The sequence below is a fragment of the Kitasatospora sp. NPDC051170 genome, from assembly GCF_044455705.1.
Lineage (GTDB): Bacteria > Actinomycetota > Actinomycetes > Streptomycetales > Streptomycetaceae > Kitasatospora.
The window spans coordinates 518,454-544,708 of record NZ_JBITFA010000002.1 but is presented as its reverse complement, the minus strand read 5'-3'; the positions used below and the strand labels follow the sequence as shown (position 1 = coordinate 544,708).

At 73.0% G+C, this 26,255-nt stretch carries 30 protein-coding genes and 1 pseudogene; 13 read left to right on the top strand and 18 right to left on the bottom strand.

Features of this window, described 5'->3' with window-relative positions:
- The first annotated feature begins 138 nt into the window (after positions 1-138).
- The 3 genes from ACIBCA_RS06045 to ACIBCA_RS06035 all read left to right on the top strand — a co-directional run bounded on the left by ACIBCA_RS06045 (position 139) and on the right by ACIBCA_RS06035 (position 3,313).
- Positions 139-1,443 (top strand): magnesium transporter MgtE N-terminal domain-containing protein, encoded by a 1,305-nt coding sequence (locus tag ACIBCA_RS06045; protein WP_396281602.1) that lies wholly within the window; start codon positions 139-141, stop codon positions 1,441-1,443.
- A 115-nt stretch (positions 1,444-1,558) separates the two neighbouring features.
- Entirely contained in the window at positions 1,559-2,074 is a 516-nt protein-coding gene (locus tag ACIBCA_RS06040) for a DUF1003 domain-containing protein (RefSeq protein WP_396281812.1), read from the top strand.
- Positions 2,075-2,152: 78 nt separating this feature from the next.
- A complete protein-coding gene (locus tag ACIBCA_RS06035; RefSeq protein ID WP_031070874.1) occupies positions 2,153-3,313 on the top strand; it encodes an Mrp/NBP35 family ATP-binding protein in 1,161 nt (386 codons plus the stop codon).
- Between the two features lie 100 nt (positions 3,314-3,413).
- Here the strand turns inward: ACIBCA_RS06035 and ACIBCA_RS06030 are convergent, their stop codons facing one another.
- The 4 genes from ACIBCA_RS06030 to sigE all read right to left on the bottom strand — a co-directional run bounded on the left by ACIBCA_RS06030 (position 3,414) and on the right by sigE (position 6,540).
- On the bottom strand, positions 3,414-4,094 hold the full coding sequence (locus ACIBCA_RS06030; RefSeq protein WP_396281601.1) for a hypothetical protein: 681 nt from the start codon (positions 4,092-4,094) through the stop codon (positions 3,414-3,416).
- A 124-nt stretch (positions 4,095-4,218) separates the two neighbouring features.
- Positions 4,219-4,650, bottom strand: a complete 432-nt coding sequence (locus tag ACIBCA_RS06025; RefSeq protein WP_396281600.1) for a sec-independent translocase — start codon at positions 4,648-4,650, stop codon at positions 4,219-4,221.
- Positions 4,651-4,789: 139 nt separating this feature from the next.
- Positions 4,790-5,806: a zf-HC2 domain-containing protein gene (locus ACIBCA_RS06020; RefSeq protein ID WP_396281599.1), complete on the bottom strand. Its 1,017-nt coding sequence runs from the start codon at positions 5,804-5,806 to the stop codon at positions 4,790-4,792.
- Entirely contained in the window at positions 5,803-6,540 is a 738-nt protein-coding gene (gene sigE / locus ACIBCA_RS06015) for an RNA polymerase sigma factor SigE (RefSeq protein ID WP_396281811.1), read from the bottom strand. The genes ACIBCA_RS06020 and sigE overlap by 4 nt, the downstream gene beginning before the upstream one ends.
- A gap of 287 nt (positions 6,541-6,827) precedes the next feature.
- On the opposite strand from sigE, the gene ACIBCA_RS06010 reads away from it, so the two are divergent.
- Entirely contained in the window at positions 6,828-7,460 is a 633-nt protein-coding gene (locus ACIBCA_RS06010; RefSeq protein ID WP_396281810.1) for an O-methyltransferase, read from the top strand.
- A gap of 115 nt (positions 7,461-7,575) precedes the next feature.
- On the opposite strand, the gene ACIBCA_RS06005 is transcribed toward ACIBCA_RS06010, so the two are convergent.
- Complete coding sequence (locus tag ACIBCA_RS06005; RefSeq protein ID WP_078911195.1) at positions 7,576-7,743, bottom strand: DUF3117 domain-containing protein; 168 nt, start codon at positions 7,741-7,743, stop codon at positions 7,576-7,578.
- Positions 7,744-8,053: 310 nt separating this feature from the next.
- Between ACIBCA_RS06005 and ACIBCA_RS06000 the strand changes: the two genes are divergently transcribed.
- Positions 8,054-8,854 carry an enoyl-CoA hydratase-related protein gene (locus ACIBCA_RS06000; RefSeq protein ID WP_396281598.1) on the top strand — a complete coding sequence of 267 codons (801 nt, stop codon included), beginning with the start codon at positions 8,054-8,056 and terminating at the stop codon, positions 8,852-8,854.
- Here the strand turns inward: ACIBCA_RS06000 and ACIBCA_RS05995 are convergent.
- Together ACIBCA_RS05995 and ACIBCA_RS05990 are read right to left on the bottom strand one after the other, a co-directional pair.
- On the bottom strand, positions 8,851-9,435 hold the full coding sequence (locus ACIBCA_RS05995) for a DNA-3-methyladenine glycosylase I (RefSeq protein WP_396281597.1): 585 nt from the start codon (positions 9,433-9,435) through the stop codon (positions 8,851-8,853). The two genes, ACIBCA_RS06000 and ACIBCA_RS05995, sit on opposite strands and share 4 nt — an antisense overlap.
- Complete coding sequence (locus ACIBCA_RS05990) at positions 9,432-9,863, bottom strand: DivIVA domain-containing protein (RefSeq protein ID WP_396281596.1); 432 nt, start codon at positions 9,861-9,863, stop codon at positions 9,432-9,434. The genes ACIBCA_RS05995 and ACIBCA_RS05990 overlap by 4 nt, the downstream gene beginning before the upstream one ends.
- Before the next feature lie 180 nt (positions 9,864-10,043).
- On the opposite strand from ACIBCA_RS05990, the gene folP reads away from it, so the two are divergent.
- Positions 10,044-10,856, top strand: a complete 813-nt coding sequence (folP, locus tag ACIBCA_RS05985; RefSeq protein WP_051837338.1) for a dihydropteroate synthase — start codon at positions 10,044-10,046, stop codon at positions 10,854-10,856.
- A gap of 139 nt (positions 10,857-10,995) precedes the next feature.
- On the opposite strand, the gene ACIBCA_RS05980 is transcribed toward folP, so the two are convergent.
- Positions 10,996-11,808: a TIGR00730 family Rossman fold protein gene (locus ACIBCA_RS05980; RefSeq protein WP_078911196.1), complete on the bottom strand. Its 813-nt coding sequence runs from the start codon at positions 11,806-11,808 to the stop codon at positions 10,996-10,998.
- Between the two features lie 111 nt (positions 11,809-11,919).
- A complete protein-coding gene (gene dapE / locus ACIBCA_RS05975; RefSeq protein ID WP_396281594.1) occupies positions 11,920-12,996 on the bottom strand; it encodes a succinyl-diaminopimelate desuccinylase in 1,077 nt (358 codons plus the stop codon).
- 157 nt (positions 12,997-13,153) lie between these two features.
- Between dapE and ACIBCA_RS05970 the strand changes: the two genes are divergently transcribed.
- On the top strand, positions 13,154-14,227 hold the full coding sequence (locus ACIBCA_RS05970; RefSeq protein WP_396281593.1) for a hypothetical protein: 1,074 nt from the start codon (positions 13,154-13,156) through the stop codon (positions 14,225-14,227).
- A 303-nt stretch (positions 14,228-14,530) separates the two neighbouring features.
- Positions 14,531-15,307, top strand: a complete 777-nt coding sequence (locus ACIBCA_RS05965) for a hypothetical protein (RefSeq protein ID WP_396281592.1) — start codon at positions 14,531-14,533, stop codon at positions 15,305-15,307.
- Positions 15,308-15,443: 136 nt separating this feature from the next.
- On the opposite strand, the gene dapC is transcribed toward ACIBCA_RS05965, so the two are convergent.
- Both dapC and fdxA read right to left on the bottom strand, forming a co-directional pair.
- Positions 15,444-16,592 carry a succinyldiaminopimelate transaminase gene (gene dapC / locus ACIBCA_RS05960; RefSeq protein ID WP_396281591.1) on the bottom strand — a complete coding sequence of 383 codons (1,149 nt, stop codon included), beginning with the start codon at positions 16,590-16,592 and terminating at the stop codon, positions 15,444-15,446.
- A 20-nt stretch (positions 16,593-16,612) separates the two neighbouring features.
- The gene (fdxA, locus tag ACIBCA_RS05955) at positions 16,613-16,939 is read right to left on the bottom strand and encodes a ferredoxin (protein WP_030061559.1); all 327 of its coding nucleotides are present in this window, start codon (positions 16,937-16,939) and stop codon (positions 16,613-16,615) included.
- A 204-nt stretch (positions 16,940-17,143) separates the two neighbouring features.
- Between fdxA and ACIBCA_RS05950 the strand changes: the two genes are divergently transcribed.
- Positions 17,144-18,088: a GNAT family N-acetyltransferase gene (locus ACIBCA_RS05950; protein WP_396281590.1), complete on the top strand. Its 945-nt coding sequence runs from the start codon at positions 17,144-17,146 to the stop codon at positions 18,086-18,088.
- A gap of 52 nt (positions 18,089-18,140) precedes the next feature.
- Positions 18,141-18,998 (top strand): transglutaminase family protein, encoded by an 858-nt coding sequence (locus ACIBCA_RS05945; RefSeq protein WP_396281589.1) that lies wholly within the window; start codon positions 18,141-18,143, stop codon positions 18,996-18,998.
- 16 nt (positions 18,999-19,014) lie between these two features.
- On the opposite strand, the gene ACIBCA_RS05940 is transcribed toward ACIBCA_RS05945, so the two are convergent.
- Positions 19,015-19,644 (bottom strand): response regulator, encoded by a 630-nt coding sequence (locus ACIBCA_RS05940; RefSeq protein WP_396281588.1) that lies wholly within the window; start codon positions 19,642-19,644, stop codon positions 19,015-19,017.
- A gap of 56 nt (positions 19,645-19,700) precedes the next feature.
- Between ACIBCA_RS05940 and ACIBCA_RS05935 the strand changes: the two genes are divergently transcribed.
- The 3 genes and pseudogenes from ACIBCA_RS05935 to ACIBCA_RS05925 form a co-directional block, all read left to right on the top strand.
- Positions 19,701-20,639, top strand: a complete 939-nt coding sequence (locus ACIBCA_RS05935; protein WP_396281587.1) for a MerR family transcriptional regulator — start codon at positions 19,701-19,703, stop codon at positions 20,637-20,639.
- Positions 20,633-21,115 carry a GNAT family N-acetyltransferase gene (locus ACIBCA_RS05930; RefSeq protein ID WP_396281586.1) on the top strand — a complete coding sequence of 161 codons (483 nt, stop codon included), beginning with the start codon at positions 20,633-20,635 and terminating at the stop codon, positions 21,113-21,115. The genes ACIBCA_RS05935 and ACIBCA_RS05930 overlap by 7 nt, the downstream gene beginning before the upstream one ends.
- Positions 21,116-21,259: 144 nt before the next feature.
- Positions 21,260-21,610 (top strand): annotated as a pseudogene (locus tag ACIBCA_RS05925) (hypothetical protein); the annotation flags it as partial.
- A gap of 34 nt (positions 21,611-21,644) precedes the next feature.
- Here the strand turns inward: ACIBCA_RS05925 and tsaA are convergent.
- Genes tsaA through ACIBCA_RS05895 form a run of 6 tightly spaced genes read right to left on the bottom strand, consistent with a single transcriptional unit; the run spans position 21,645 to position 26,127 of the window.
- Positions 21,645-22,064 carry a tRNA (N6-threonylcarbamoyladenosine(37)-N6)-methyltransferase TrmO gene (tsaA, locus tag ACIBCA_RS05920; protein ID WP_396281585.1) on the bottom strand — a complete coding sequence of 140 codons (420 nt, stop codon included), beginning with the start codon at positions 22,062-22,064 and terminating at the stop codon, positions 21,645-21,647.
- 36 nt (positions 22,065-22,100) lie between these two features.
- Positions 22,101-22,664 carry a PIN domain-containing protein gene (locus tag ACIBCA_RS05915; protein ID WP_396281584.1) on the bottom strand — a complete coding sequence of 188 codons (564 nt, stop codon included), beginning with the start codon at positions 22,662-22,664 and terminating at the stop codon, positions 22,101-22,103.
- Positions 22,665-22,667: 3 nt separating this feature from the next.
- Positions 22,668-23,129 carry an excisionase family DNA-binding protein gene (locus ACIBCA_RS05910; protein WP_396281582.1) on the bottom strand — a complete coding sequence of 154 codons (462 nt, stop codon included), beginning with the start codon at positions 23,127-23,129 and terminating at the stop codon, positions 22,668-22,670.
- A 57-nt stretch (positions 23,130-23,186) separates the two neighbouring features.
- Positions 23,187-24,455 (bottom strand): sensor histidine kinase, encoded by a 1,269-nt coding sequence (locus tag ACIBCA_RS05905; protein ID WP_396281581.1) that lies wholly within the window; start codon positions 24,453-24,455, stop codon positions 23,187-23,189.
- An 8-nt stretch (positions 24,456-24,463) separates the two neighbouring features.
- Complete coding sequence (locus ACIBCA_RS05900) at positions 24,464-25,186, bottom strand: ABC transporter permease (protein ID WP_396281580.1); 723 nt, start codon at positions 25,184-25,186, stop codon at positions 24,464-24,466.
- The gene (locus ACIBCA_RS05895; protein ID WP_396281579.1) at positions 25,183-26,127 is read right to left on the bottom strand and encodes an ABC transporter ATP-binding protein; all 945 of its coding nucleotides are present in this window, start codon (positions 26,125-26,127) and stop codon (positions 25,183-25,185) included. Before ACIBCA_RS05895 ends, ACIBCA_RS05900 begins: the two co-directional genes overlap by 4 nt.
- Between the last annotated feature and the right edge of the window lie 128 nt (positions 26,128-26,255).

Below are 26,255 nucleotides of genomic sequence, written 5' to 3'. Positions count from 1 at the left end.
GGTCGGTCCAGGTTCACGCCGAGGACTCCTGCGCCCGATAACGTCCCTCGCCGGGCCGGGCTCCTGACACACGGGTAGCCTGGGCGGCGGTGCGCTGCTGCGCCTGCACGTACGGCGTCGAGCGAGTCGAGGGAGTTCATGGCGGGTCCGGGCACCAGGGTCTTCATCTCCCACCTCTCCGCGATCGCCGTGTTCGACCCCAACGGCGACCAGGTCGGCCGGGTCCGGGACGTGGTCGTCTCGCTGCGCCTGGGCGGCCGCCCGCCGCGCGTGCTGGGCCTGGTGGTCGAGGTGGTCGGCCGGCGCCGCATCTTCCTGCCGATGACCCGGGTCACCAGCCTGGAGTCCGGCCAGGTGCTCACCACCGGCGTCATCAACCTGCGGCGCTTCGAGCAGCGCCCGTCCGAGACCCTCGTCCTCGGCGAGCTGCTGGACCGCACCGTTACCTGGTCGAAGACCGGTGAGGAAGTCACCGTGCTGGACGTCGGCATGGTGCAGAGCCGGCTGCGCGAGTGGGAGATCAGCAAGGTCTTCGTCCAGGTCGGCCGGGCCGGCCGGCTGCGCAAGGCCAAGGGCGAGCGGCTCACTCTGGACTGGCAGGACGTCACCGGCTTCGCGCTGCCCGAGCAGGACCAGGGCGCCGCCAACCTGCTCGCCACCTTCGAGCAGCTGCGCCCGGCGGACCTCGCGAGCGTGATGCACCACCTCTCCGCCAAGCGCCGCGGCGAGGTCGCCGCCGCGCTGGACGACGAGCGGCTCGCGGACGTCCTGGAGGAGCTGCCCGAGGACGACCAGGTCGAGATCATCGGCAAGCTCCAGGAGGAGCGCGCGGCCGACGTCCTGGAGGCGATGGACCCGGACGACGCCGCCGACCTGCTCTCCGAGCTGCCGGGCGAGGAGGCCGAGCGGCTGCTCCAGCTGATGGAGCCCGACGAGGCCGCGCCGGTGCGCCGCCTGCTCAGCTACGAGGAGGACACCGCCGGCGGTCTGATGACCACCGAGCCGATCGTGCTGGAGCCGGACTCGACGGTGGCCGAGGCGCTCGCCCGGGTGCGGGTGCGCGACCACAAGCCGGCGCTGGCCGCCCAGGTGTTCGTGTGCCGCCCGCCGAACGAGACCCCGACCGGCCGGTACCTGGGCACCGTGCACTTCCAGCGGCTGCTGCGCGAGCCCCCGTACGTCCTGGTCGGCTCGCTGGTCGACGACGACCTGGACCCGCTGCCGCCGGACACCCCGCTGACGCTGGTCACCCGCTACCTGGCGACCTACAACCTGGTCGCCGCCCCCGTCGTGGACGAGGCGGACCACCTGCTCGGCGCGGTCACCGTCGACGACGTGCTCGACCACCTGCTGCCGGAGGACTGGCGCGACGCCGCGCACCACGCCCACGACGAGACGGTCGGGCACGACGAGAGGGAGGACGAGGTGGCCGGTGGACACTGACCGCAACGGACGGCCGGACGACTCCGTACGCCGCCGCCTGCAGGGCGAACTGCGCCAGCTGCGGGACCTGCGCGGACGCGACGGCCGTGACGGCCGCGGCCGGGACAGGGACCGCCTGGAGACCTCCCCCATCACCGGCTCCAACCGCACCCGGCTCGACCAGCCGCGCACCGCCCGCCCGGGCCTGCTCAGCCTGCCCTCCTACGACCCGGAGGCCTTCGGCGCCCTCTCCGAGCGGATCGCCCGCTTCCTGGGCACCGGCCGGTTCATCGTCTGGATGACGGTGGTGATCATCATCTGGGTCTTCTGGAACACGATGCTCCCGGCGGAGGCGCGCTTCGACGAGTACCCGTTCATCTTCCTGACCCTGGTGCTCTCGCTCCAGGCCTCGTACGCGGCCCCGCTGATCCTGCTGGCGCAGAACCGCCAGGACAACCGCGACCGCGTCAACATGGAGCACGACCGGGCCCGCGGCGACCGCAGCATCGCCGACACCGAGTACCTGACCCGCGAGGTCGCCGCCCTGCGGCAGGGCCTGGGCGAGGTCGCCACCCGGGACTTCGTCCGCTCGGAACTCCAGGCCCTGCTCAAGGAGATGGACGAGCGCCGGGACACCTCCGGGGCGCTGTGACCCCGCGGTGAGCACGCTGTGACCGGCGGCACGCTACCGGCGGGTTAAGGGGATCCGTCCGCGCCGTACCATCAAGGCATGGCCAACGAGACAGAGGTCGCGGCCGGCGTCACGGAGGAGTCCGTACGCCAGGCGCTGGCGACCGTCAACGACCCGGAGATCAACCGCCCGATCACCGAGATCGGCATGGTGAAATCGGTCGGGATCGCCGAGGACGGCGCGGTGCGGGTCGCGGTCTACCTGACCGTCTCCGGCTGTCCGATGCGCGAGACCATCGTCACCCGGGTCCGCGAGGCGGTCGGCAGGGTCGCCGGCGTGACCGGTGTCGAGGTCGAGCTCGACGTGATGAGCGACGAGCAGCGCAAGGAGCTCTCCCAGCTGCTGCGCGGCGGCGCCCCGGAGCGGGAGATCCCGTTCGCCAAGCCCGGCACGCTGACCCGCGTCTACGCGGTCGCCTCCGGCAAGGGCGGCGTCGGCAAGTCCTCGGTGACGGTCAACCTGGCCGCCGCGATGGCCGCCGACGGCCTGAAGGTCGCCGTGGTGGACGCCGACATCTACGGCCACAGCGTGCCCCGCATGCTGGGCGTCGAGGGCCGGCCGACCCAGGTCCAGGACATGATCATGCCGCCGCAGGCGAACGGCGTGAAGGTCATCTCGATCGGCATGTTCACCCCGGGCAACGCCCCGGTGGTCTGGCGCGGCCCGATGCTGCACCGCGCGCTGCAGCAGTTCCTCGCCGACGTGTACTGGGGCGACCTGGACGTGCTGCTGCTGGACCTGCCGCCCGGCACCGGCGACATCGCGATCTCGGTGGCGCAGCTCGTCCCCAACGCGGAGATCCTGATCGTCACCACCCCGCAGATGGCCGCCGCCGAGGTGGCCGAGCGGGCGGGCACCATCGCGGTGCAGACCCACCAGAAGATCGTCGGCGTGATCGAGAACATGTCCGGCATGCCGTGCCCGCACTGCGACGAGATGATCGACGTCTTCGGCACCGGCGGCGGCCAGACCGTCGCGGACGCGCTGACCCGCACCGTCGGCGCGACCGTCCCGGTGCTCGGCTCGATCCCGATCGACGTCCGGCTGCGCGAGGGCGGCGACGACGGCCGCCCGGTCGTGCTCGCCGCGCCCGACTCCCCCGCCGGCGCCGCGCTGCGCGCCGTGGCCGGCAAGCTCGGCGGCCGCCAGCGCGGGCTCTCGGGGCTGTCGCTGGGGCTGACCCCGAAGAACAAGTTCTGACGCCACGCAGACGTACGCAGACGTACGCAGACGTGACGACGGGCCGGGTGCACCTGCACCCGGCCCGTCGGCCGTCCCAGGGCCGTTCCTGGCGGCCGTACTAGGCCCGGGTGTAGGCGCCCAGGTCGGGCACCGTCGCGAAGCCCGCGCCGTAGGCGCTGACGCCGCGCCCGAACGCGCCGAGCAGCACGCCGGGGGCCTCTCCGGCCAGCACCCAGCCGTACTCGGACTCGCGGTAGCGGAACGGCTGCGGCAGGCCGTTGACGGGCAGGCTCAGCGTGGACCAGCCGGGGCCGTCCAGGTCGTCGGCGAGGTCCCAGGCGAGGGCGCTCTGCTGGTCCAGCCAGTCCTGGCGCAGCGCGCGGTCCAGCTGGCCGGGCCAGGTGGCGGCGAGCAGGCCGGAGCCGGCCAGCCAGGCCGCGGAGGAGGCCGAGGTGGCCTCCAGGGTGCCGGTGTTGTCGGCGCTGCGGCGGCTGTCGCGGCGGGCCACGGTGACGACGACCGCGAAGCGGCGCATGTCGCGCGGCTCGTACTGCCGGGCCGGCTCCTCGCCGTGGCCGAGCGTGCCGTAGTCGACGCCGCCGGGGGCCGTACCGGGGCGGGGGCCGCCGGCTCCGGCCTGCATCAGGTAGCGGCGGCCGGTCCAGCCCTCGTCCAGGCCGTACCAGGGGAAGTCGGCGGACAGGTAGGGCACCAGCGGGTCCGCCGGACCGGCCTGCCCGCCGACCACCGGGCCCCCGGCCGTGGCCGTCGCCCCTCCCGCCTGACTCGTCGCGTCCATCCCCGGGCCTCCTCAACGCCTGTGTGCCTGCGCGGTGCGCAATCAGCACAATAGCGGCGCACACGCCGCCGCCCCGCTCAGCCGTGCGGGGCGGTTCGCGGGGCGAGGGGGTGACCGGGGGGTCTCAGGTGGCGTCGGGGTCGAACGGGGGGCGCTCTCCGGACTGCAGCGGCGCCCCGGTGGAGGGGGCGGCGGCCGGGGCGGGCTTCTCGAAGCTGACGGTGCCGGCGTTCACCACGGACGCGGGCCTGTCGTCCAGCACCGAGCGGATGTCGAGGCTGTCCTTCATCCCCTTGAGGCCCAGCGGGTCCTCCTCGCCGCCCATGAGCTGCTTGCGGACGAAGGTCTTGGGGTTGAGGTCCTCGAACTCGAAGTCCTTGAACTCCGGGCCCAGCTCGCTGCGGATGTCCTCCTTCGCGGTGTCGGCGAAGGAACGGATCTTCCGGATGAAGCCCATGGTGTCCTGGATGAGCTTGGGCAGCTTGTCCGGACCGAAGACGATGATCGCCAACACGGCGAGGGTCAGGAGCTTCAGCCCGCCTACATCGGTGAACACCTGGGCTCCCTCGCGAAATCGGACGGCGTCCCTGCAGGGAGACGTCCCTACAGGGTAATGGCCACCGGTCGGTCGAGAGCCCACGGTGTGATGAAGCCGTGGTGAAGAACCGCCGGTGGCCGGGCGGCCGGTGGCCCTGTCAGCGGGTCTGCTGGCGCAGTGCGGCGAGGCCGCCGGCGTACCGGTCCGGGGTCGGTGCGGGGGTGGCGGCGCGGGTGGCGGCGACCGGGCGGCCGGGGAAGTCCACGGGGACCTGGGCGTTCATCGGGACGAACCCGCTGCGGCCGTTCTCGCCGGCCGGGCTGACGGAGGTGCCGGGCGCCTCCTCGCCCTGGGCGCCGAGGCCCCCGACGCCGCCGAGGGTGACCGCGGCGACGGAGAAGGCGCCCGCGGCGGCGAACACCAGCCTGCGGCCCCGGGCGGCCGGGTTGCGGACCGCGGCGGCGGCCGCGCGCGGCTGCACGGCGGAGTCCTCGTGCCCGGTCCCGGGGCGCGGGGAGCGCCGGCCGATCAGCGGGCCCAGGACCGAGCCGCCGCGGCCGAAGGCGCGGGGGTCGACGCCGGGGAGCGGGGTGTCGGCGCCGAGCGCGCCGCCGCCGAAGGAGGCGCCCGCACCGCGGCCGAAGGAGCCGCCGGTGAGGCGGCTGCCGCCGAGGGTGCCGGCGGCGGCGACCCCGCCGCCGGGCAGGTCGTCGTCATCGTCGCGGCGGCCCCGGCCGGTGTGCCGCTCGCGGCCCGCGGGGCCGTCCGCGGGGCCGTCCTCGGGGAGGCTGCCGACGGCCATCAGCCGGGCCATCAGCGCGGAGGAGGGGCCGGGGTTGCTGGTACGGGTCAGCAGGTGCTTGACGGCGCGGGCCTCGTCGGCCTCGGCCAGGCACTGGGGACAGGTCGCCAGGTGGGCCTGGATGCGCTCGCGGGAGTCGTGGCCGAGCTCGCCGTCCAGGAAGGCGGAGAGCCGCTCGCCCAGGTGGTGCTCCTCGGCGCCGGGCTCGACCGGGCGGACGGGCACCGGTCGCAGCGAGGTCTCCGCGGGCAGCGGGAGGGCGGGTTCGCCGTCACCGTCGCCCCGGCGCCCCGACAGGGCCCAGCCCCGTCGGGCGGCGGACCGGCCGGACGCCTCCGGCTGGCCCGGCCCGGACCGGCCGGTACCGCTCACGATCGCCTCCGTCCGCGCCCGCCCGGCGCGGCGGCCGGTTCGGGGGCGGCACCGACCGCCACCGGCTCCGGCTCGGCCGAGCCGCCGCGGCGCTCACGGCCGGGGGCCTGGCCGGGGGCGCGGTGCTTGAGGGCGGCACGCAGGTGGGAGCGGCCGCGGTGGATGCGGCTGCGGACGGTGCCGAGCTTGACGCCCAGCGTCGCGGCGATCTCCTCGTAGGAGAGGCCCTCGATGTCGCAGAGCACCACGGCGGCGCGGAACTCGGGGGCGAGGGTGTCCAGGGCCTGCTGCACGTCGGCGTCGAAGTGGGTGTCGCTGAAGTGCTGGGCCGGGCTGGGCTCGCGGGAGGCGAGCCGCTCGGCCGCGTCCTCGCCGAGCGCGTCGAAGCGGATGCGCTGGCGGCGGCGGACCATGTCCAGGAACAGGTTGGTGGTGATCCGGTGCAGCCACCCCTCGAACGTGCCGGGGGTGTAGGTGGACAGCGAACGGAAGACCCGGACGAAGACCTCCTGGGTGAGGTCCTCGGCGTCGTGCTGGTTGCCCGTCAGGCGGTACGCGAGGCGGTAGACGCGGGCGCTGTGAGCCTCGACGATCTCCTCCCACGTGGGAGGAGTCCAGCTCTGCGCGTCGGGGCCCTCGGCGAAGGTCGCGAGGGCGGGGGCCTCGGTGGTACCGGCGGCCGGCGTCTCGGCGGCGGCGGGCTGGTCCATGTCGGTGTGCGCAGGCTGGTTCATCACGGGCTTCGGCGTACGGGCCGACGTGGTGCAGCGGTGGTGCCGCCGCACAGGGACGTCGCCCTCGGCCACACCTCCTCGGTCGGCTCTTCTGCCCAGCAGGGCCACCACCATATCCACCTCACCCGTCAAGCCCGGATAAAAGTGCCCGGGACCTCTTGCGTACCCGGTCCTCCCTGACAACGGCCCGCCGCGGTACGCGGTTCCCGCCCGGCCAGTAACCTGTGGCAGGAAATATCGACATCCTCCGCACCGGGCCGCCACCCGGGGCTCCGAAAGAGGCAGCCATCAGCGAGTTCGGGCCCGCACGCGCGGCCCTCGCCGACACCTACGTGGGCGAGGACGCGGTGCTTACCTACGCCCGGGCGCAGTCCGCGCGCACCGGCATACGGGCGATCGGGCCGAGCGGCGGGGCCTGCCTGCGGCTGCTGGCGGCCGCGCTGGACGCCAAGGCCGTCGCCGAGATCGGCACCGGGACGGGTGTCTCGGGGGTCTACCTGCTGCGCGGCATGCGGCCGGACGGCGTGCTGACCACCGTGGACTCCGAGCCCGTGCGCCAGCAGCTGGCCCGGGAGGCGTACCACGCGGCCGGGTTCGCGGCGAACCGTTCCCGGTTCATACCGGGCCTGGCCCTGGAGGTCCTGCCGCGCCTCGCGGACGGCCAGTACGACCTGGTGTTCTGCGACGGCGATCCGGCCGAGTCCCGGGAGTACCTGCTGGAGGCGCTGCGGCTGCTGCGGCCGGGCGGGATGGTCTGCTTCGAGGGGGTCTTCCAGGAGGGCAGGCTCGCCGAGCCCGAGCTCCAGGACCCGCAGACGGGCGCGGTGCGCGACCTCGTGCAGGCCGTGCGGGAGAGCGACGCGCTGCTGCCGGCGCTGCTGCCCGTCTCGGACGGGCTGCTCTGCGCCGTCAAGCGCTGAGCGCCCCGTGGAACGCCGAGCGACCCGGGCCCCGGAACACCGGACGGGCCCGGGTCGACATGACGTCGTACCCGGGCCCGCCGGTGCACATCGGGGGCTGGGAGCGCCCGCTGACTCAGCCCGTGACCAACAGCAGGGCGTCGCCCAGGGCTGCGGCCTCGTCAGGCGTGAGCTCCACCACCAGGCGCCCGCCGCCCTCGAGCGGAACGCGCATGATGATGCCCCGCCCCTCTTTGGTGACTTCGAGCGGGCCGTCACCCGTCCGCGGCTTCATGGCCGCCATGCTCGTTCCCCTTCCTGCAACCGCTCAGCTACGCACCGGCAGTCCGTCCACCGCCGGTATCGAACGCATTGATCGGAGGCCATTATCCCGCATGCCACGGCCTGATGACCAACATCACGCTCGGTGCATCCACGGCCGGAACGTCCCCAACCGCCGCATTTGCCGTCATAAGCCCCGGCGCGGCGGCGGTTCGGACACCGCCGGAAGGTGCGATAGCTCACACTCCCCAGCCACCCGGACGCTGCGGCATCCTGACTGCTACCGAATGACCGGTGACCGAGCCGTCACACGCCAAGGGAGACCCTCGCCCATGTCCGATTCCGTGCTGTACGAGCTGGACGGCGGCCTCGCCGTCGTCACCATCAACCGCCCGGAGGCGATGAACGCCCTGGACGTCGCGACCAAGGTCGCCCTGCGCGACGCGATGGTGCGCGCCGCCGAGGACACCGCGGTGCGGGCGGTGCTGCTGACCGGTTCGGGCGAGCGCGCCTTCTGCGTCGGGCAGGACCTCAACGAGCACCTGGGCCAGCTCAAGATCGCCGAGGAGACGGGCGAGGGCGCGCTGCGCACCGTCGCCGAGCACTACAACCCGCTGGTGCGGGCGCTGGCCGGGATGCGCAAGCCGACCGTGGCGGCGGTCGGCGGGGTGGCGGCCGGGGCGGGCGCCTCGCTGGCCTTCGCCTGCGACTTCCGCGTCCTCTCCGAGAAGGCCGGCTTCAACACCGCCTTCGCCGGGATCGCCCTGACGGCCGACTCGGGCGCCTCCTGGACGCTGCCCCGGCTGGTCGGGCACGCCCGGGCGACCGAGCTGCTGATGCTGCCCCGGACGGTCAAGGCCCCCGAGGCGCTGGAGCTGGGCCTGGCCACCAGGGTGGTGCCGGCCGAGGAACTCGCCGCCACCGCCCGCGCCTTCGCCCGGGAGCTGGCCGCGGGCCCGACCGTCGCCTACGGCGCCATCAAGGAGTCCCTGGCCTACGGCGCCTCGCACTCGCTGGACGAACTCCTCGACAAGGAGGACGAGTTGCAGACCCTGGCCGGGGAGAGCGAGGACCACCGGATCGCGGTGCGGGCCTTCATCGCCAAGGAGAAGCCGGAGTACCTGGGCCGCTAACTCCTTCGGCCGGTGCGGACGTGACAGTCCGCCAGGTGGTCGTCGACCAGGCCGCACGCCTGCATCAGCGCGTAGGCGGTGGTCGGGCCGACGAAGCGGAAGCCGGCCTTCTTGAGCGCCTTGGACAGCGCCGTCGACTCGGGGGTGACGGCCGGGACCTCGCCCAGCGTGCGGGGGGCCGGCCGGCCCGGGTCGGCGGCGAAGCCCCAGATCAGCGCGTCCAGGCCGCCGTCCAGGCCGCGGGCGACGGCCGCGTTGGCGATCGTCGCGTCGATCTTGGCGCGGTTGCGGATGATGCCCGGGTCGGCGAGCAGCCGCTCCCGGTCCGCGTCGCCGAACTCGGCGACCTTCGCGATCTCGAAGCCCGCGAACGCCGCGCGGAAGCCCTCGCGGCGGCGCAGGATCGTCAGCCAGGAGAGCCCGGACTGGAACGCCTCCAGGCTGATCCGCTCGAACAGGGCGTCGTCGCCGTGCACCGGCCGGCCCCACTCGGTGTCGTGGTAGACCCGGTAGTCGTCCGTCGAGTCGCCCCAGCCGCAGCGGCGCAGCCCGTCCTCGCCGAGGACGGCGCCGTCCGTCACTTCTCGCCCGCCGGCCTGGCGTCCTCGACCGGCGGCGCGGCCTCGGCCGGGGCCCCGGCGGGCTCGACGACCTTGGCGAAGGCTTCCAGGCCGGGCAGCGGCTCGGCGTCGGTGTCCGGGTGGCCGGTGGCCTCGACGGAGCCGCGCAGGTGGGCGGCGGCCTCCAGTTCGGCGATCCGCGAGTCGCGGTAGGCGAGTTCGGCGCCGAGGCGGTCGAGGACGTCGTCCACCTCGTCCATCCGGTAGCCGCGCACGGCCATCGGAATGCGCAGCTCGTCCACGTCCGCCTTGCTCAGCGGACGGTCCTGCGGCAGCCGGGCGGCGATGCGGTCCGGCACCGCCTCCGGCATCGAGCCGCCTCCGCCGAGCGCCACCAGAGCGGCGCCGCCGACCACCACGGCCATGGCGACCACGATCACCCAGAACACGAGCTCTCCTCCCGAACTCCCGGACGGCCCTCCGCTGCGGTGCCCGGGATCAAACTGATCATGACAGCATGGTTCCCGGTGAGGCCGGGGGCCATCATCGCACCCGCAGCAGCTGTGGAGGAGACATCGGTGGCACTGCGCCTGGGACCACGTGAATTCGGCGACGACGACCTGGTGATCATGGCGATCGTCAACCGGACGCCCGACTCGTTCTTCGACCGGGGCGCGACCTTCGCCGACGAGGCCGCGTTCGCCGCCGCGGACCGGGCCGTGGCCGAGGGCGCGGCGATCCTGGACATCGGCGGGGTCAAGGCCGGACCGGGCGACGAGGTCACCGTCGAGGAGGAGCTGCGGCGCACCGTGCCCTTCGTCGCGGAGCTGCGCAAGCGCCACCCCGAGGCCGTGATCAGCGTGGACACCTGGCGGCACGAGGTGGGCGAGGCGGTCTGCGAGGTGGGCGCGGACCTGCTGAACGACGCCTGGGGCGGCGTGGACCCGCGGCTGGCCGAGGTGGCCGCCCGGTACGGCGCCGGGCTGGTGTGCACCCACGCGGGCGGCGCCGAGCCGCGCACCCGGCCGCACCGGGCCGGGTACGAGGACGTGATGGCGGACATCCTGCGGGTCACGGTGGGCCTGGCCGAGCGGGCCGTGGAGCTGGGCGTGCCGAGGGAGTCGGTGATCATCGACCCCGGGCACGACTTCGGCAAGAACACCCGGCACTCCCTGGAGGCCACCCGGCGGCTGCCGGAGATGACGGCGACCGGCTTCCCCGTGCTGGTCTCGCTCTCCAACAAGGACTTCGTCGGCGAGACCCTGGACAAGCCGGTGGACGAGCGCCTGCTGGGCACCCTGGCGACCACCGCGGTCTCCGCCTGGCTGGGCGCGCAGGTGTACCGGGTGCACCAGGTCGCCGAGACCCGGCAGGTGCTGGACATGGTCGCCTCGATCCGCGGAACCCGCCCCCCGGCGGTCGCCCGCCGGGGGCTGGCCTGAGGGCCCCTCTTTAGGCGCTCGGCTCGCCTCCGGGGCGCTCGGACCCGGTGCCGACGGTCGGCGCTCCAATGCCCCTCGTTCCTCGGGGCCCCCTCGCTTCTCCCTTTCGGCACCGGCGCGCCCCTTCGGCTCGCTCGCGCTAGATCCCGCCCGCCGACGGCCGACGGGTCTCGGCGAGGATCTTCATGACCTCGTCGATCTCGTCGGTGATGTGGAACAGCTCCAGGTCGTGCGGGGCCGCCTTGCCCTGCGCGACCAGGGTGTCCTTCAGCCACTCGTAGAGGCCGCCCCAGTAGGCGCTGCCGTAGAGGATCACCGGGAAGCGGGTGACCTTCTTCGTCTGCACCAGGGTGAGCGCCTCGAACAGCTCGTCCAGGGTGCCGAGGCCGCCGGGCAGGACGACGAAACCCTGCGCGTACTTGACGAACATCGTCTTGCGGACGAAGAAGTAGCGGAAGTTCAGCCCGAGGTCGACGAACTCGTTGAGGCCCTGCTCGAAGGGCAGCTCGATGCCGAGGCCCACGCTCAGGCCCCCGGCCTCGGAGGCGCCGCGGTTGGCGGCCTCCATGGCGCCGGGGCCGCCGCCGGTGATCACCGCGTAGCCGGCCTCGGCGAGGGCCCGGCCGATGGCCACGCCGGCCTCGTACTCGGGCGAGTCGACCGGCGTCCGGGCGGAGCCGAACACGCTGATCGCGGGCGGGAGTTCGGCGAGGGCGCCGAAGCCCTCGACGAACTCGGAGGTGATCCGCAGCACCCGCCACGGATCAGTGTGCAGCCAGTCGGTGGGGCCGGTGGTGTCCAGCAGGCGCTGGTCCGTCGTGCTGGTGCCGACCTGGTCCCGGCGCACGAGCACCGGGCCCTTCTGCTTCTCGGGCCAGGCTTTCGTGGTTCGGGGCACGCCGACCTGCTCGGGGCCGTGTCCGTAGTGCTTTTCGTCTCCTGTGCCTGTCATGACGAAACCCTACGCCCGCCCTCCCCCGTTTTCAGCCAACGGGGGAAGGTCGGTTGGGCGTCCGGAGGGTTTCGTCTCGCTTGTGTCCCGCCCGTGTACGGCCCGTTCGAATCAGCTGGTCAGCCAGGCGCGCAGCCGGTCCTCGGTCTCGGCGATGGAGCTCAGCGAGCAGTGCTCGTTGCGCTTGTGGGCGAGGTCCGGGTCGCCGGGGCCGTAGTTGACGGCCGGGACTCCGAGGGCGCTGAACCGGGCGACGTCCGTCCAGCCGAACTTGGCGCGGGCGCGGCCGCCGGTGGCCTCCAGGAAGGCCCGGGCGGCGGGCTGGGCGAGGCCCGGCAGGGCGCCGGGGGCGTAGTCGGTGACGGTGAGCTCGAAGCCGTCGAAGACCTCGCGCACGTGCTTCTCGGCCTCGCCCTCGCTGCGGTCGGGCGCGTAGCGGAAGTTGACCGTGACGACGCACTCGTCGGGGATCACGTTGCCGGCCACGCCGCCGTCGATCCGTACGGCGTTGAGGCCCTCGTGGTACTCGAGGCCGTCGATCTCCACCTTGCGCGCCTCGTAGCGCGCGAGCCGGGTGAGCACCTCGGCGGCGTGGTGGATGGCGTTGTCGCCGAGCCAGCTGCGGGCGGCGTGGGCGCGCACGCCGGTGAGGCGGATCTGCGCCCGCAGGGTGCCCTGGCAGCCGCCCTCGACCATGGCGCCGCTGGGCTCCATCAGGACCGCGAAGTCGGCGGCCAGCCAGTCGGGGTGGTCCTTGACGAGGTGGCCGAGGCCGTTGCGGTGGGCCTCCACCTCCTCGCAGTCGTAGAAGACGTAGGTCAGGTCGCGGTTGGGCTCGGTCAGGGTGGCGGCCAGGCGCAGCTGGACGGCGACGCCGGACTTCATGTCGGAGGTGCCGCAGCCGTAGAGGAGGTCGCCGTCGACGTAGGAGGGCAGGTTGTCGGCGATCGGGACGGTGTCCAGGTGGCCGGCGAGCACGACGCGCTCCTTGCGGCCCAGGTTCGTGCGGGCGACCACGTTGTTGCCGTGGCGGTCCACGGTGAGGTGCGGGTAGGCGCGCAGGGCGGCTTCGACGGCGTCGGCGAGGGCCTGCTCGTCACCGCTCACCGAGGGGAAGTCGACGAGGCGGGCGGTCAGCGTGCCGCCGTCGAGAGTCAGGTCCAGGGGCGTCGGGTTCGGGCTGCTCATGCGCGCCAGCCTAGCTCTCGTGCTGCGGCGCCCTAGCGGGCTCCGGGAACGGGCCGCAGGGACACGGGTCGGGAACGGAACGGCAACCGGCGGCGCCGCACATCCGTCCGAGTGGGTACGGTGTCGGATCAAGGAAGCAGGCGCGAGAGGGGCGACGGTGGCCAGGAAAAGGCGCGACGAGGATCTGGGCGACGAGGAGTCGGCGCCCGCCCGTCGCGGTCCGCTGCGCGCGCTGTTGTCGGTGCTGATCGGGCTGCTGGGTCTGGCCCTGGTCGCGGGGCTGGCGGTGGCCACGGTGTGGTGGTTCGGGTTCCGCCAGGGCGAGTCCGAGGGCTGCTCGGTGAAGACGGCCAACGGCAACGGGACGCTGGAGCTGCCGCAGGCGGCCAACGCGGCGACGATCGCCGCCGTGGCGCGCTCGCGGGGCCTGCCGGACCGGGCGACGACGATCTCGCTGGCGACGGCGATGCAGGAGTCCAAGCTGCGCAACCTCGCGGGCGGCGACCGGGACTCGATCGGCCTGTTCCAGCAGCGCCCGTCGATGGGCTGGGGCACCCCGGCGCAGATCGCCGACCCGGTGTACGCGACCAACAAGTTCCTCGACGGCCTGGTGAAGGTGAACGGCTACACCCTGCTGCCGCTGACCGACGCGGCGCAGGCCGTGCAGAAGAGCGGCTACCCGCAGGCGTACGCCAAGCACGAGACCAAGGCGACGCTGCTGACCTCGGCGCTGGCCGGCCGGGCGCCCGGCTCGTTCTCCTGCGTGGTGCACGACTACGCCAAGCCGGACGCGGCGGACACCCCCTCCCCCACGGCGGGCGCCACCGGCGCCACCGCGAGCCCGGCCGCGGCCGCGCAGCCGGACCGCGCGCAGGCGCTCTCCGACCGGGTGCGCCGGGAGTTCGGCCGCTCGGTCACCCCGGCCACCGGCTACACCTCGACGATCAAGGGCGCGGAGAACGCCGTCTCCCTCACCCCCGACCCGGCCAACGCCGCGCTGACCTCCTCCTCGGACGGCACGGCCGGCGCCGGGGTGGACGCGGAGCGGGCGAGCGGCTGGGCGGTGGCGCACTGGGCGGTGGCCCAGGCGCAGCAGCTGGGCATCGCGACGGTGGCCTACGACGGGAAGATCTGGAGCAAGGACGAGTCGGAGGACGGCTGGCGCACCCAGTCCTCGGGGACGTCCACCAAGCTCGTTCAGGTCACCCTGGCCCCGTACGGGAAGAGTTGACGCACTCCCGTTCGGGTTGCGGCCGGTCGGGTGATTCCGGTCAACCCCGGTGGACCCGGCACCCGTTCCGGCGGACCCGGGTGGAGAACCGTCACTTCCCTGACCCAGGCCCGTTCCGTGGCGCCCCCGCGGCCCCTCGGGAGGGTCGGGGCGCGGTCGTACGATCCGACGATCGGTCAGACACTTTCCTTGCTCCGGCCGAAACCTTCTGGCTTCTCAAGCGGTAACAACGTCGTCCGCCCGGTCGTCCATTCGGCCGCCTCCGGCGGACGGGACGGACCCAGACCCCCTTCGAGGAGCCCCATGTCTCACCCCCTCACGCGCCGGATCGCCCAGGCCGCGCTCATCGTGGCGGCCGGAGCGACCCCGCTGGTCGCGGCCGGCTCCGCGTCCGCCGTGGGCGGAGACGCCCTGCTGCCCAAGAGCGACCTCGCGGCGCCTCTCGGCCAGCTGACCAACACCGACACCGGTTCCACCCTGCAGCACACCACCCACCAGCTCGGCCAGGCCGCGGGCAACACCGGCGCGGCCACCGTCGCCGCGGGCGTACCGGCCTCGGCCGACGCCGCCGGCAACATCGTCGCCCACCAGCTCCCCGAGGCGAACGAGAAGGCCGGCTCCGTCACCGCGCCGGTCGACCAGACCGCCGCCACCACCGGCCAGCTCGCGGGCGTGACCCCGAAGGTCGCCTCCGCACTGGCCGGCAAGCTCGGCGAGGCCGTCACCGGCAAGGGCATGGGCACCCGCAGCGCCAACGCCGGCTCCAGCCCGGTCGGCGGGCTCGCCCAGGCGGGCTCCGTCGCCCAGGGCCTGCCCGGGGCCGACAAGCTCTCCGGCGCCGTCCCGAGCACCAGCGCCGTCACCGACGCGCTGCCGCTCGGCTCGGTGGAGCGCGCCCTGCCCGCGGGCCTGCCCGGCACCGACGTGCTGGGCCTGGCCCAGCACGGCTCGGCCAACCGCCTCGGCGGCGCCGACCTCGGCCCGAACAACCCGCTGTCCGGCCTCACCGGCGCGCTCGGCCCCGTCGGGGGCCTGCTGCACGGTGTGAACGGCGGCAGCATCAGCGGCCTGCCCCTCTAGGACGGCCGCTCCAGGACGGCCGTCGGTCCTGCCGGCGGCCGGGCGCCCGGTTATCGTTCGCAAACAAATCGGCGCTCACGACGGTGGGGCCGGTGTCCTCGGACACCGGCCCCACTCGTCCGCCTCCACACCGTCGCTAGCGCGCGGCGTTCAGCCGTTCCACGGCCGAGGCCACCCGCTCGTCGGTCGCGGTGAACGCGACCCGCACGAACCGGTCCCCCGCGGGCCCGTAGAAGTCCCCGGGCGCCACCAGGATGCCCAGCTCGGCCAGTTCGGCCACGGTCTCCCAGCAGGGCCGGTCCTGGGTCGCCCACAGGTACAGGCTCGCCTCGGAGTGCTCGACCCGGAAGCCGTACGCCTCCAGCGCGGTGCGCAGCGCCGCCCGCCGGGCCGCGTAGCGCTCGCGCTGCTCGGCCACGTGCGCGTCGTCCGCGAGGGCGGCGATCGTCGCCGCCTGGACGGGCGCCGGCACGATCATGCCGCCGTGCTTGCGCACCTCCAGCAGCTCCTTGACGACCACCTCGTCGCCCGCCACGAAGGAGGCGCGGTAGCCGGCCAGGTTGGAGCGCTTGGAGAGCGAGTGGACGGTCAGCAGGCCCTCGTGGCCGCCGCCGCACACCTCGGGGTGCAGGACGGAGACCGGCTCGGCCTCCCAGCCCAGCTCCAGGTAGCACTCGTCGCTGACCAGCAGCGCGCGGTGCTCCCGGGCCCAGGCCACGAGGCGGCGCAGCTCGTCCGCGTCGAGCACCCGGCCGGTCGGGTTGGACGGCGAGTTGACCCAGATCAGGCGCACCCGGGAGCCGTCCAGTTCGTCCACCGAGTCGTACGCGACGGGCTCGGCGCCGCACAGCAGCGCGCCCACCTCGTAGGTGGGGTACGCCAGGCGCGGGTAGGCCACCTGGTCGCCGGGGCCGAGGCCCAGCTGCGCGGGCAGCCAGGCCACCAGCTCCTTGGAGCCGACCGTCGGCAGGACGGCCTGCGGGCCGATCTCGGCCCCGACCCGGCGGTGCAGCCAGCCGGCGATGGCCTGGCGCAGCTCCAGCGGGCCCCAGACGGTGGGGTAGCCGGGGGTGTCGGTGTTGGCGGCCAGCGCCTTCTGGATCACCTCGGGGACCGGGTCCACCGGGGTGCCGACGGAGAAGTCGCACAGGCCGCGCGGGTGGGCGAGCGCGGTGGCCTTGTACGGCTCCAGCTTGTCCCAGGGAAAGACCGGGAGCGCATCGGAAACGCGGCGCGCCGCCCCCGGGTGGCCCGGGAACGGCGCATGCGTGCTGTCGGTAGTCACAGCTGGAAATCCACCGATCGTCAGTGGTCGGCGTTCTGCGGCGGCAGGGCGGCGATGAACGGGTGGTCCCGCTCGATCAGGCCCAGCTTGGAGGCGCCACCGGGCGAACCCAGGTCGTCGAAGAACTCGACGTTCGCCTTGTAGTAGTCCTTCCACTCCTCCGGAGTGTCGTCCTCGTAGAAGATCGCCTCGACCGGGCAGACCGGCTCGCACGCGCCACAGTCGACACACTCATCCGGGTGGATGTAGAGCGATCGCTCGCCCTCGTAGATGCAGTCAACCGGGCACTCTTCGATGCACGCCTTGTCCTTGACGTCGACACAAGGCTGCGCGATGACGTAGGTCACGCTGTCGTTCCTCCTCGGAAGGGCCGTGTGTGGCGGCCCGTTCTGTTCTACTCGCGTGCGCGGTGAGCGCGGCGTCGTCGATGCCCGCCCCTAGTATCGCGGGTCGGGGACCGCAAATGCACAGGAGGTGGCCAGATGATCGCCGAAGGCCCGGTGGAGAGCCGTCCGGAGGTCCGGATAGATCGCTCTGACGTGGGACGACGGGTGTCCGTCCGACGGGTCTCGGAGTTCGTGGGCGACCGGCCGGTGTTCCGTGATTCGATCGGCGTGCTCACATCGTGGGACGACGCCGGGCTGACCGTCACCCCCCGGGCCGGGGAGCCCGTCTCCTTCCCCGAGCGGCTGCTGGTCGCGGGCAAGACCGTACCGGTGTTCCCCGCGCGGCGCGCCCCCCTGCCCGCCACCACGCCCGTCGAACTGCAGCGCGTCGCCGGGCGCGGGTGGCCCGCCGTCGAGCAGGAGCGGCTCGGCGAGTGGACGCTGCGGGCCTCCGCCGGGTTCACCCGGCGGGCCAACTCCGTCCAGGCGCTCGGCGACCCGGGCCTGCCGCTGCCTCAGGCGCTGGACGCCGTCCGGCGGTGGTACGCGGCGCGCGGGCTGCCCGCGTACGCCGAGGTGATCGAGCCCGGCTCGCCCGGGGACCTGCGGGCGGAACTCGACCGGCTCGGAGCGGCGCTGGCGCCCACGCTGGTGCGGGTCGCACCGCTCGCCGGGCTCACCCGGATCGGGGCGGGGCACGACCGCGTACGGCTGTCGCGGACGGCGGGGACGGCGTGGATGTCCGTCTACCACCGGGTCAGCGACGACGAGGCCGTGGAGGCGGCCGCGCGGCGGGTGCTGCACGGCGGGCCCTCGGTGTGGTTCGCGAGCGTCCCCGGCGCCGCCGGGCAGCCGCCGCTGGCCATCGGGCGCTGCGTGGTCGACGGGCCCTGGGCGTGCTTCGGCGCCATCGAGGTCCAGCCGTACGCGCGGCGGGCGGGGCTCGCGACGGCGGTCATGGCGGTGCTCGCGGGGCGGGCCGCCGAGGAGGGGGCGACCGGGGCGTACCTCCAGGTCGAGGCGGAGAACGCGGGGGCGATCGCCCTGTACGACGGGCTGGGGTTCACGACCAGTCACACTTACCACTACGCGCTTCTTCCGCAGCAGTAGCTCTTCCCGCCGTTCCCGCCGTTCCCGCCGTACGAAAGCCGTCGCCGTCACCGTGACCGAGCAGAGCAGAGACCGCTTCCGGACCGCCGCCCGTGCCGAGCAGCCCGACCCGGTGCTGCTCTGCCTGCTCGCCGCCACCGAGCACGGACCGACGCCCGGCGAGTCCGTCGGCACGGACGAATTGCTCGCCGCCTGCGAGGCCGCGCTCGACCGGCACGCGGGCGCCGTCCGCCGGGCCGTCGCCGAACGGCTGCCGACCGGGCCCGAGGAGACCGCCGCCCTGCTCGCGGCCGTCCTCGGCGGGCGGGAACGCTTCCACGGGCGGCAGAGCGACTACCGGCGCCTGGAGTCCTCGCTGCTGCCCGAGGTGCTGCGGCGGCGGCGCGGGCTGCCGATCATGCTGTCCCTGGTCTGGATGGAGGTCGGGCGCCGCGCCGGACTGTCCGTCCACGGCATCGCGCTGCCCGGGCACTTCATCGTCGCCGTCGGCGGCCCGGGCGGCGGCGGGGAGTTCGTCCTCGCCGACCCCTTCCACGGCGGCCGGCTCCTCGACCCGGCCGACGTCGAACACCTGGTGGCCGCCGCCGGACACGCGTACGGCCCCGAACTCCTCACCCCCGCCCAGCCGTTGGACATCGTGCTCCGGGTCCTCGGCAATATCCGCGCCTGGGCCGCCGACCGCCCCGAACACGCCCGCACCCAGCTCTGGGCCACCGAACTCGCCCTGCTCCTGCCGCGCCACCCCGCCCAGTTGCGGCTGGAACGGGCCGAACTCCTCGTGAGGATGGGCGACTTCCTCGGCGGCTCGGCCGAGATGGACGACTACGCGCAGATCCTGGACACCTTCGACCCCGATACGGCCGCCAAGGTCCGCCAGGAGGCCCGGGCCGCCCGCCACCGGCTCAACTGAGGCTCCTCACAAGGCCCTACAACCAACCCTTTTCGCGGGCGATCCGCACGGCCTCGGTCCGGTTGCGGGCCTCGGTCTTCTGGATCGCCATCGACAGGTAGTTGCGGACCGTCCCCTCCGACAGGTGCAGCCGCCCGGCGATGTCCGCGTTCACCGCGCCGTCCGCCGCCGCGCCCAGCACGTCCCGCTCGCGCGGGGTCAGCGGGTTCGCCCCCTCCGCCAGCGCGGCCGCCGCCAGCGCCGGGTCGATCACCCGCTCACCGCGCAGCACCCGACGGATCGCCTCCGCCAACTCGGAGGCCGGGGCGTCCTTCACCAGGAACGCGTCCGCGCCCGACTCCATCGCCCGGCGCAGATACCCCGGCCGCCCGAAGGTCGTCGCGATCACCACCTTCGTCCCCGGCGCCCGGCGGCGCAGCTCGGCCGCCGCCTCGATGCCCGTCATCCCCGGCATCTCGATGTCCAGCACGGCCACCTGCACCCCGTGCGCCAGCACCGCCTCCACCACCTCGTCCCCGCGCCCGACCTGGGCCACCACATCGAGGTCCCCCTCCAGCCCGAGCAGCGCCGCCAGCGCCTCCCGGACCATCCCCTGGTCCTCGGCGAGCAGCACGCGGATCGAGGGGCCGTTCTCGTTCTCACTCATGGCCACGACCATAGAGGCTTGCGTCTCCCGTAGGGGGAGACGCCAAGGTGGAGCCCATGGACGACCACCTGTACTCCATCGGCGACCTCGCCCGGCGCACCGGGCTCACGGTCAAGACCATCCGGTTCTACGCCGACACGGGGCTCGTCCCGCCCACCGACCGCACCCCGGCCGGGTACCGCCTGTACGACGTCCACGCCCTCGCCCGCCTCGACCTCGTCCGCACCCTGCGCGACCTCGGCCTCGACCTGCCCGCCGTCCGGCGGGTCCTGGACCGCGAGACACCGCTCGCCGAGGTCGCGGCGGCCCACGCCGAGGCGCTCGACGTGCAGATCCGCACCCTGCGGCTGCGCCGGGCCGTCCTGTTGGCCGTAGCCCAACGTTCGTCCACCCCAGAGGAGATGACACTCATGCACAAGCTTGCCAAGCTCTCCGACGCCGAACGCCGGCGCCTGATCGAGGACTTCATCGACGACACCTTCGGCGGCCTCGACGCCAACCCCGAGTTCGTCGCCATGATGCGCGGCGCCATGCCCGAACTGCCGGACGAGCCACGGCCGGAACAGGTCGAGGCCTGGGTCGAACTCGGCGAACTCGTCCAGGACGCCGACTTCCGGGCCGCCATCCGCAGGATGGCCGAACACCAGGCCGCGGAACGCGCCGACGGCGACCAGGGCGGCCTCCACCACGAGCTCACCACCACCGTCCGCACGGTCGTCGGCGACGCCCTGGCCGCCGGCGTCTCCCCCACCTCCCCCGCCGCCGCCACCGTCGTCGACACCCTCACCGCCGCCTACGCCGAAACCTTCCACCGCCCCGACGACACGGCGCTGCGAACCTGGCTCCTCGGCCGCCTCGAAACCGCCGACGACCCCCGCGCCGAGCGCTACTGGCAGCTGCTCGCCACCATCAACGGCTGGCCCGTCCCCGAGTCCCTCGCCGACGTATTCCAGTGGTTCACGGCCGCACTGCGGGCCACAATCCCCCCGTGCTGACCATCGAACGCCTCCGCCCCGACCACGCCGAAGCCCTCTACGCCTTCGAACTCACCAACCGCGCCTGGTTCGCCCGCTCCATCCCCGACCGGGGCGACGCCTACTTCGCCGAATTCCCGGCCCGCCACGCCGCCCTGCTCGCCGACGACTCCTGCCACTTCCACATCATCCGAGACACCGACGGCACCCTCATCGGCCGCATCAACCTCATCGACGCCATCGACGGAACCGCCGAACTCGGCTACCGCATCGCCGAATCCGCCACCGGCCGAGGCGTGGCGAAGGCCGCCGTAACCCAGATCTGCCACCTCGCCGCCACCACCTACACCCTGACCACCCTCACCGCCATGACGACGGTGGACAACCCCGCCTCCCAAGCGGTCCTCACCCACAACGCCTTCGCAGTGGTCGAGCACTTCACCCTCAACGACCGCCCCGCCCTCCGCTATCGCCGCGACCTGGGTGTTTCCGGCTGAACGCCCACGTCACACCGACCGTGACCGCACTCAGAACAACGGCGATGTGCCGGGAATCGACGGTCCACTCGATGCCGCCGCCGGGCGGCCGGAGGTACAGCCTGCCGCCGATGATGTCCATGAGGACGCCGGTCCGATTGGTACACCTTCACCGGGCTGCACCACGTCCTGCTCACGCAGCACGGGAACCGCATCATCGCGTGGTCACTCCCGGGCGCCTCGTCCAACCCTGATTCGCCGCTCTCCCTCGACCTCACGGTCGACCGCAACGTCGTCACCGGCACCTGGACCGAGCAGTCCGCACCGGACGGCTACTACCAGGGCGCCCTACAACTCCTGGTCGACCCGACCGGCCGCCGCATGAGCGGCAAGTGGGTCGGCTTCGGCAAGGAGTTCGAGGTGAACACCGGCCCCTGGGAGCTCCGCCTCCTCGACAAGTCCACGAACGCCGCATCCGCTACCCGCTACAGCACGCCCCCGGAGCCTACGGAGTAGGAAGTCGGCCGGGCCGACTTCCCACTCCGGCCCACTACCGCTCGGCGCTGCGGGGCAGGACGGGCTTCACGTCCAGGATCGGGGTGCCGTCGATGGCTTCCAGGTCGCTGACGCGAATCCGTAGGCCGTCCGCCTCCAGGATGGTGACCCGGTGCAGGCCGATGGGGTTGGGGCGGTCCGGGGATCGGGTGGCGAAGACGCCGGTCTCGGGCCGGGAGAGGTCCCCCCGCGGGTGGACGGCGAGCACCTCCCGGTCGGCCCGGTCGAGCCAGGTCAGCAGCAGCACCTCCTGCCCGACGGCCAGATCGCGCAGCCCCCGCCCGACCGAGGGCTCGAACGCCAGCCACGCCTCCGGGCCACCCTCATCGCCCTGCTTGGGCGCACTCGCCCGGTCCGCCAATGGCGACTCCACCCACCCGATCGCCCGCACCTGGAACTGCTGGTTCGCCGTCATCCGCTCTCCTCGCTTCGCCGCGCCGAACAGTTGGCCTCAGGCGATGGGCGTCGGCCCTGAGCGCAGGGCCGACGCCGACTCGATCAGGCCCGAGCGTTCGAGCATGGTGAGCACGTCATCGAAGCTCGTCGGAGGATTACGCCGAGCTGCCGCAATCTCCTGGACGCATGAGTAGACGACTCGGTCATCCAGCCCGATCAGGTCCAGCACGAAGTCGTCCGGGGACTTCGCCTCGATGTTCCACTCCTCGAGGTAGCTCTCGGGGAAGTCCCTCAGGTTCAACGTCACGATCACTTGTGCGCCTGCTTTGATCGCTGCGGCCAGGACGTGCCGGTCTCCAGGATCGGGAAGTTTCACCGCCTCGACGAGCGGCTCGTGGCCTCGGACCAGGCAGTCCCGTACCGCCTGATTCATCAGCTCTCGCAACCGCGCTCGTTTGAGCTGGTCCGGGACCTTGGTGACGAGCGCACGATCCATCTCGTCCAGGATCTGTTCGCTCCACTTCGCCTGCACCATTCCGGCCCGTGCCACGCGAATGAGGAGGTCGCGCAGCGTGTTGGGGTACAACACGCACGCGTCGTAGACGACAACGAACGCCATGGGTCAGTCCAGCCCCAACTCCTGGTCGAGGCGAGTGAGCTCATCGGCGGCGTCCTTGCGCCGTCGGTCGTCCTCCCGCTGGTAGGCGATGAGGTCGTCGAACCGGATCCGTCGATGCCTGCCGACCAGCCGGAACGGGATCTGCCCCCGCTCCAGGAGTCCGATCAGATACGGCCGCGAGACGTTCAGTGTCTCGGCCGCCACCTGTGTCGACACCTCAGCGTTCACGGGGACCAGCTGCACTCCCTGGCCTCCGGCCACCGCCGCGAGGATCGCCGCGAACATCTCGACCGTCTGCCGCGGGAGAACCAGCACCTCATCGCTGGTCTCGGTATGGATCCGCACGTCCTCGTCAGGCCGCGCGGTGTGGGCCAGGTAGTCCTTGACTCTGCGCAGTGCTCTCGCCGCGGATTCCGCATCGACAGTGCCGGGAGCAATCTTCCGGCCCTCAGTGACAGACGACATGGCAACCTCCCTCGTTGAGTGAATTATTCGCAGCATTCGAAGCAAACGCAACGACTATCACCCGAACGAGTCGCCTTGACGGGCATCCGACGCCGGGGTAGCCGAGGGGCGCAGCGGTACTGCGGCGCGGAGGCGGAAGCCGCGACCCTGGTCGCCGGGGCCGGTGGTGAGGTGGCCGTTGACGAGGGTGAGGCGTTCCTGGAGGCCGGAGAGGCCGTTGCCGGGGTGGGACTTGCCGGGGCCGGGGCCGTTGTCGGTGATCTCGAGGACGGCGTAGCGGCGGCCGTCGGCTTCCCAGGTCTCGTCGGCGCGGACGGTGCAGACGGTGGCGCCCTCGCCGTGGCGGACGATGTTGGTGACGGATTCGCGCAGGGCCCAGGCGAGGGCGCCGGCCTCCTCGGTGGCGAGGGTGGGCCAGGCGTCGACCAGTTCGGGTGCGGCGTCGAGGCGGATCTGGGCGGCGGCCAGGGCCGTACGGGCGGCGGCGAGCTCGACGGGCAGGGTGGGGCGGCGGAAGCCGGTGACGGCTTCGCGGACGTCGATCAGGGACTGCCGGGCGACCTGTTCGATGTCGGCGACCTGTGCCCGCGCCGCCTCGTCCTTGCCCGCGTCCATGAACCGCCCGGCCAGTTCGCTCTTCAGCGTGATCAGGGAGAGCGAGTGCCCGAGCAGGTCGTGCAGGTCGCGGGCGAGGCGCAGCCGTTCCTCGGAGGCGGCGAGGTGGGCGACGGCGGCGCGGGCCTCGCGCAGTTCCTTCATGGTGGAGACGAGCCGCTGCAGGCCCGCCATGGCGATGCCGGAGAGGAAGGCGCTGAGGGCGAAGGTGGCGATGTTGTCCGGGCCGGCGTGGATCGCCAGACCCGTCGCGGCGGTGAGGGCGGCCATGGCGCCGAGCGCCCGCACCGTGTACCGCGTCGGCGTGATGATCGCGGCGCACACCGAGGCGTAGATGAACAGGGTCAGGAAGGCGCCGCCGAGGGCGAAGGAGGCGATGACGGCGAGCGCGATCATCGTCGCGACGACCACCCGGCAGGCCCGTGGCCTCATCCCCGCCTGCGAGCGGAAGATCACCAGCAGGATGTAGGCGGCGACGAACCCCGCCAGGCAGCACCAGCCGAGCACCCGGCCGACCTGGCTGTGCCGCCCATTCATCAGGTCGCTCGCCGGGTAGGCCAGGTAGAGCATCCACAGCAGCATCCAGGCGATCTTGACCAGCAGCTGCCGCCTGGTCTCCGTCGGGCCGCCGGGCACGTTCATGAACGAGGCGCGCGCCGCACCCGCCTCCGGCCGCTCGTCGGGGAGGTCGGTGCGGCGCGTGTCACTCATGTCGATCATCATGCCTGCCGGGTGTCGCGCCGGTACAGGGTCGCCGCGGCGGCGACGAACACGGCGAGGAAGGCGGCCAGCCCGGCGACCGCGACCAGGTCGAGGGAGTGCCCGGGCCGGGTGAAGGTGGCGAGCTTGTTGTAGAGGAACACCGGGTTGAACTGCGCGAACCCCTCCAGCGAGCCGCTCACCGGGAACCAGGTGCCGCCGAGCAGCGCCATCGCCATGTAGGTGATCATCACGATCGGCTGTACCGCGTCCGGCGCCGCCGCGTACCCGAGGGCCACGCCGAGCGCCGCGAAGACGAAGCTGCCCAGCCACAGCGCGGCCGCGAGCCCGATCCACTGCGCCACGCCCAGCGAGACGCCCTGGCTGGCGCCGACCGCGAAGACCACCAGGATCGACGGCAGCGTGGTGACCGAGCTCGCCGCGATCTTGCTGACGGTGTACGACCGACCGGGCAGCGCGGTCAGCCGCAGCTGGCGCACCCAGCCGCTCTTGCGTTCCAGCGAGATCCGCTGCGCGTTGCCGGTGAGCACCGCGCCGACGGCCCCGAAGGTGGCCATCGAGACCATGAAGTACGTCTTCACCGGCAGCCCGCCGGCCTGGTCGGTGGAGCCGTACGCGTGGATGAAGAACACGTACATCAGCGCCGGGTAGGCGATGGTGAAGAACAGATAGCGCCGGTTGCGCAGCGTCCGCAGGATCTCCAGCTTGATCAGGGTGGTCATCGCACGGCCTCCTTCTCGGCCTCGTCCAGTTCGCCGGTGATGGTGAGGAACGCCTGTTCCAGGCCCAGCCCGGCGACCTCCAGGCCGCGCGGGTAGAGCCCGGCCCGGTACAGCGCGGCGACACCGGCGTCGGCGTCGGCCGTACGGATGCGGACGGTGCGCACGCCGGCGACCCGGGCGGTGACGTCCAGGGACTGCACCCCGGGGAGGGTGCGCAGCACCGATTCGTCGAACGGCTGCCCGTCCCCGTCGTGGAGTTCGAAGGTGATCCGGCGGGCGCCGGCCCGGGCCTTGATCTCGGCGGAGGTGCCGTCGGCGATCAGCCGGCCGCGGTGCAGCACGAGCACCCGGTCGGCGATGGAGTCGGCCTCCTCCAGGTAGTGGGTGGCGAACAGCACCGTGCGACCGGCGTCGGCCTGGGCCCGCATGCTCGCCCAGAACGCCTGCCGGACGCTGACGTCCATGCCGGTGGTGGGCTCGTCCAGCACGATCAGGTCGCTGTCGCCCGCGATGGCCAGGGCGAAGCGCACGCGCTGCTCCTGGCCGCCGGAGAGCTTGTCGACCCTGCGCTCCGCGAGCTCCGTGATCCCGGCGTCGGTCAGCACCCCCGTGACCGACCGACCGCGCGGGTGCACGTCGCAGGCGAACCGCACGATCTCGCGGACCTTGACGTCGGCCATCAGCCCGCCGCTCTGCAGCATCGCGCCGACCCGGCCGGCCTCGATCGCGGCCCGCGGCGATCCGCCGAACAGGGTGACGGCACCCTGGTCGGGCTCGCGCAGGCCGAGCAGCAGATCCAGGCTGGTGGACTTGCCGGCGCCGTTCGGCCCGAGCAGGGCGACGGTCTCGCCCGGCCTCAGCACGAGGTCCAGCCCGTCCACGGCCCGCACCCGCCCGTAGCTCTTGCCCACACCCCGGAAGGCGGCCACTTCGGCAACCATCGGAACCGCTCCTCTCCCCTGTCGCTGTCGCATCGGTGCTGTTCGCACCACCTCAGAGTCCCGCGCGGGCGGGTACGGGCGGCAGTGTCGGCCGTCGTGGCTTCGGTATGACGGATGTCATGCCGGAG

What these genes read in the sequence shown, in the direction of transcription:
- ACIBCA_RS05965 (WP_396281592.1), top strand. Translation starts at nt 14,531, where the DNA reads ATGTCTCACCCCCTCACGCGCCGGATCGCCCAGGCCGCGCTCATCGTG.
- dapE (WP_396281594.1), bottom strand. Translation starts at nt 12,996, where the DNA reads ATGAGCAGCCCGAACCCGACGCCCCTGGACCTGACTCTCGACGGCGGC.
- ACIBCA_RS05895 (WP_396281579.1), bottom strand. Translation starts at nt 26,127, where the DNA reads ATGGTTGCCGAAGTGGCCGCCTTCCGGGGTGTGGGCAAGAGCTACGGG.
- ACIBCA_RS05905 (WP_396281581.1), bottom strand. Translation starts at nt 24,455, where the DNA reads ATGAGTGACACGCGCCGCACCGACCTCCCCGACGAGCGGCCGGAGGCG.
- ACIBCA_RS06045 (WP_396281602.1), top strand. Translation starts at nt 139, where the DNA reads ATGGCGGGTCCGGGCACCAGGGTCTTCATCTCCCACCTCTCCGCGATC.
- sigE (WP_396281811.1), bottom strand. Translation starts at nt 6,540, where the DNA reads ATGAACCAGCCTGCGCACACCGACATGGACCAGCCCGCCGCCGCCGAG.
- ACIBCA_RS06005 (WP_078911195.1), bottom strand. Translation starts at nt 7,743, where the DNA reads ATGGCGGCCATGAAGCCGCGGACGGGTGACGGCCCGCTCGAAGTCACC.
- ACIBCA_RS06000 (WP_396281598.1), top strand. Translation starts at nt 8,054, where the DNA reads ATGTCCGATTCCGTGCTGTACGAGCTGGACGGCGGCCTCGCCGTCGTC.
- tsaA (WP_396281585.1), bottom strand. Translation starts at nt 22,064, where the DNA reads ATGACGGCGAACCAGCAGTTCCAGGTGCGGGCGATCGGGTGGGTGGAG.
- ACIBCA_RS05940 (WP_396281588.1), bottom strand. Translation starts at nt 19,644, where the DNA reads ATGAGTGAGAACGAGAACGGCCCCTCGATCCGCGTGCTGCTCGCCGAG.
- ACIBCA_RS05910 (WP_396281582.1), bottom strand. Translation starts at nt 23,129, where the DNA reads ATGTCGTCTGTCACTGAGGGCCGGAAGATTGCTCCCGGCACTGTCGAT.
- ACIBCA_RS06030 (WP_396281601.1), bottom strand. Translation starts at nt 4,094, where the DNA reads ATGGACGCGACGAGTCAGGCGGGAGGGGCGACGGCCACGGCCGGGGGC.
- ACIBCA_RS05980 (WP_078911196.1), bottom strand. Translation starts at nt 11,808, where the DNA reads ATGACAGGCACAGGAGACGAAAAGCACTACGGACACGGCCCCGAGCAG.
- ACIBCA_RS05900 (WP_396281580.1), bottom strand. Translation starts at nt 25,186, where the DNA reads ATGACCACCCTGATCAAGCTGGAGATCCTGCGGACGCTGCGCAACCGG.
- ACIBCA_RS05915 (WP_396281584.1), bottom strand. Translation starts at nt 22,664, where the DNA reads ATGGCGTTCGTTGTCGTCTACGACGCGTGCGTGTTGTACCCCAACACG.
- folP (WP_051837338.1), top strand. Translation starts at nt 10,044, where the DNA reads ATGGCGATCGTCAACCGGACGCCCGACTCGTTCTTCGACCGGGGCGCG.
- ACIBCA_RS06035 (WP_031070874.1), top strand. Translation starts at nt 2,153, where the DNA reads ATGGCCAACGAGACAGAGGTCGCGGCCGGCGTCACGGAGGAGTCCGTA.
- ACIBCA_RS05935 (WP_396281587.1), top strand. Translation starts at nt 19,701, where the DNA reads ATGGACGACCACCTGTACTCCATCGGCGACCTCGCCCGGCGCACCGGG.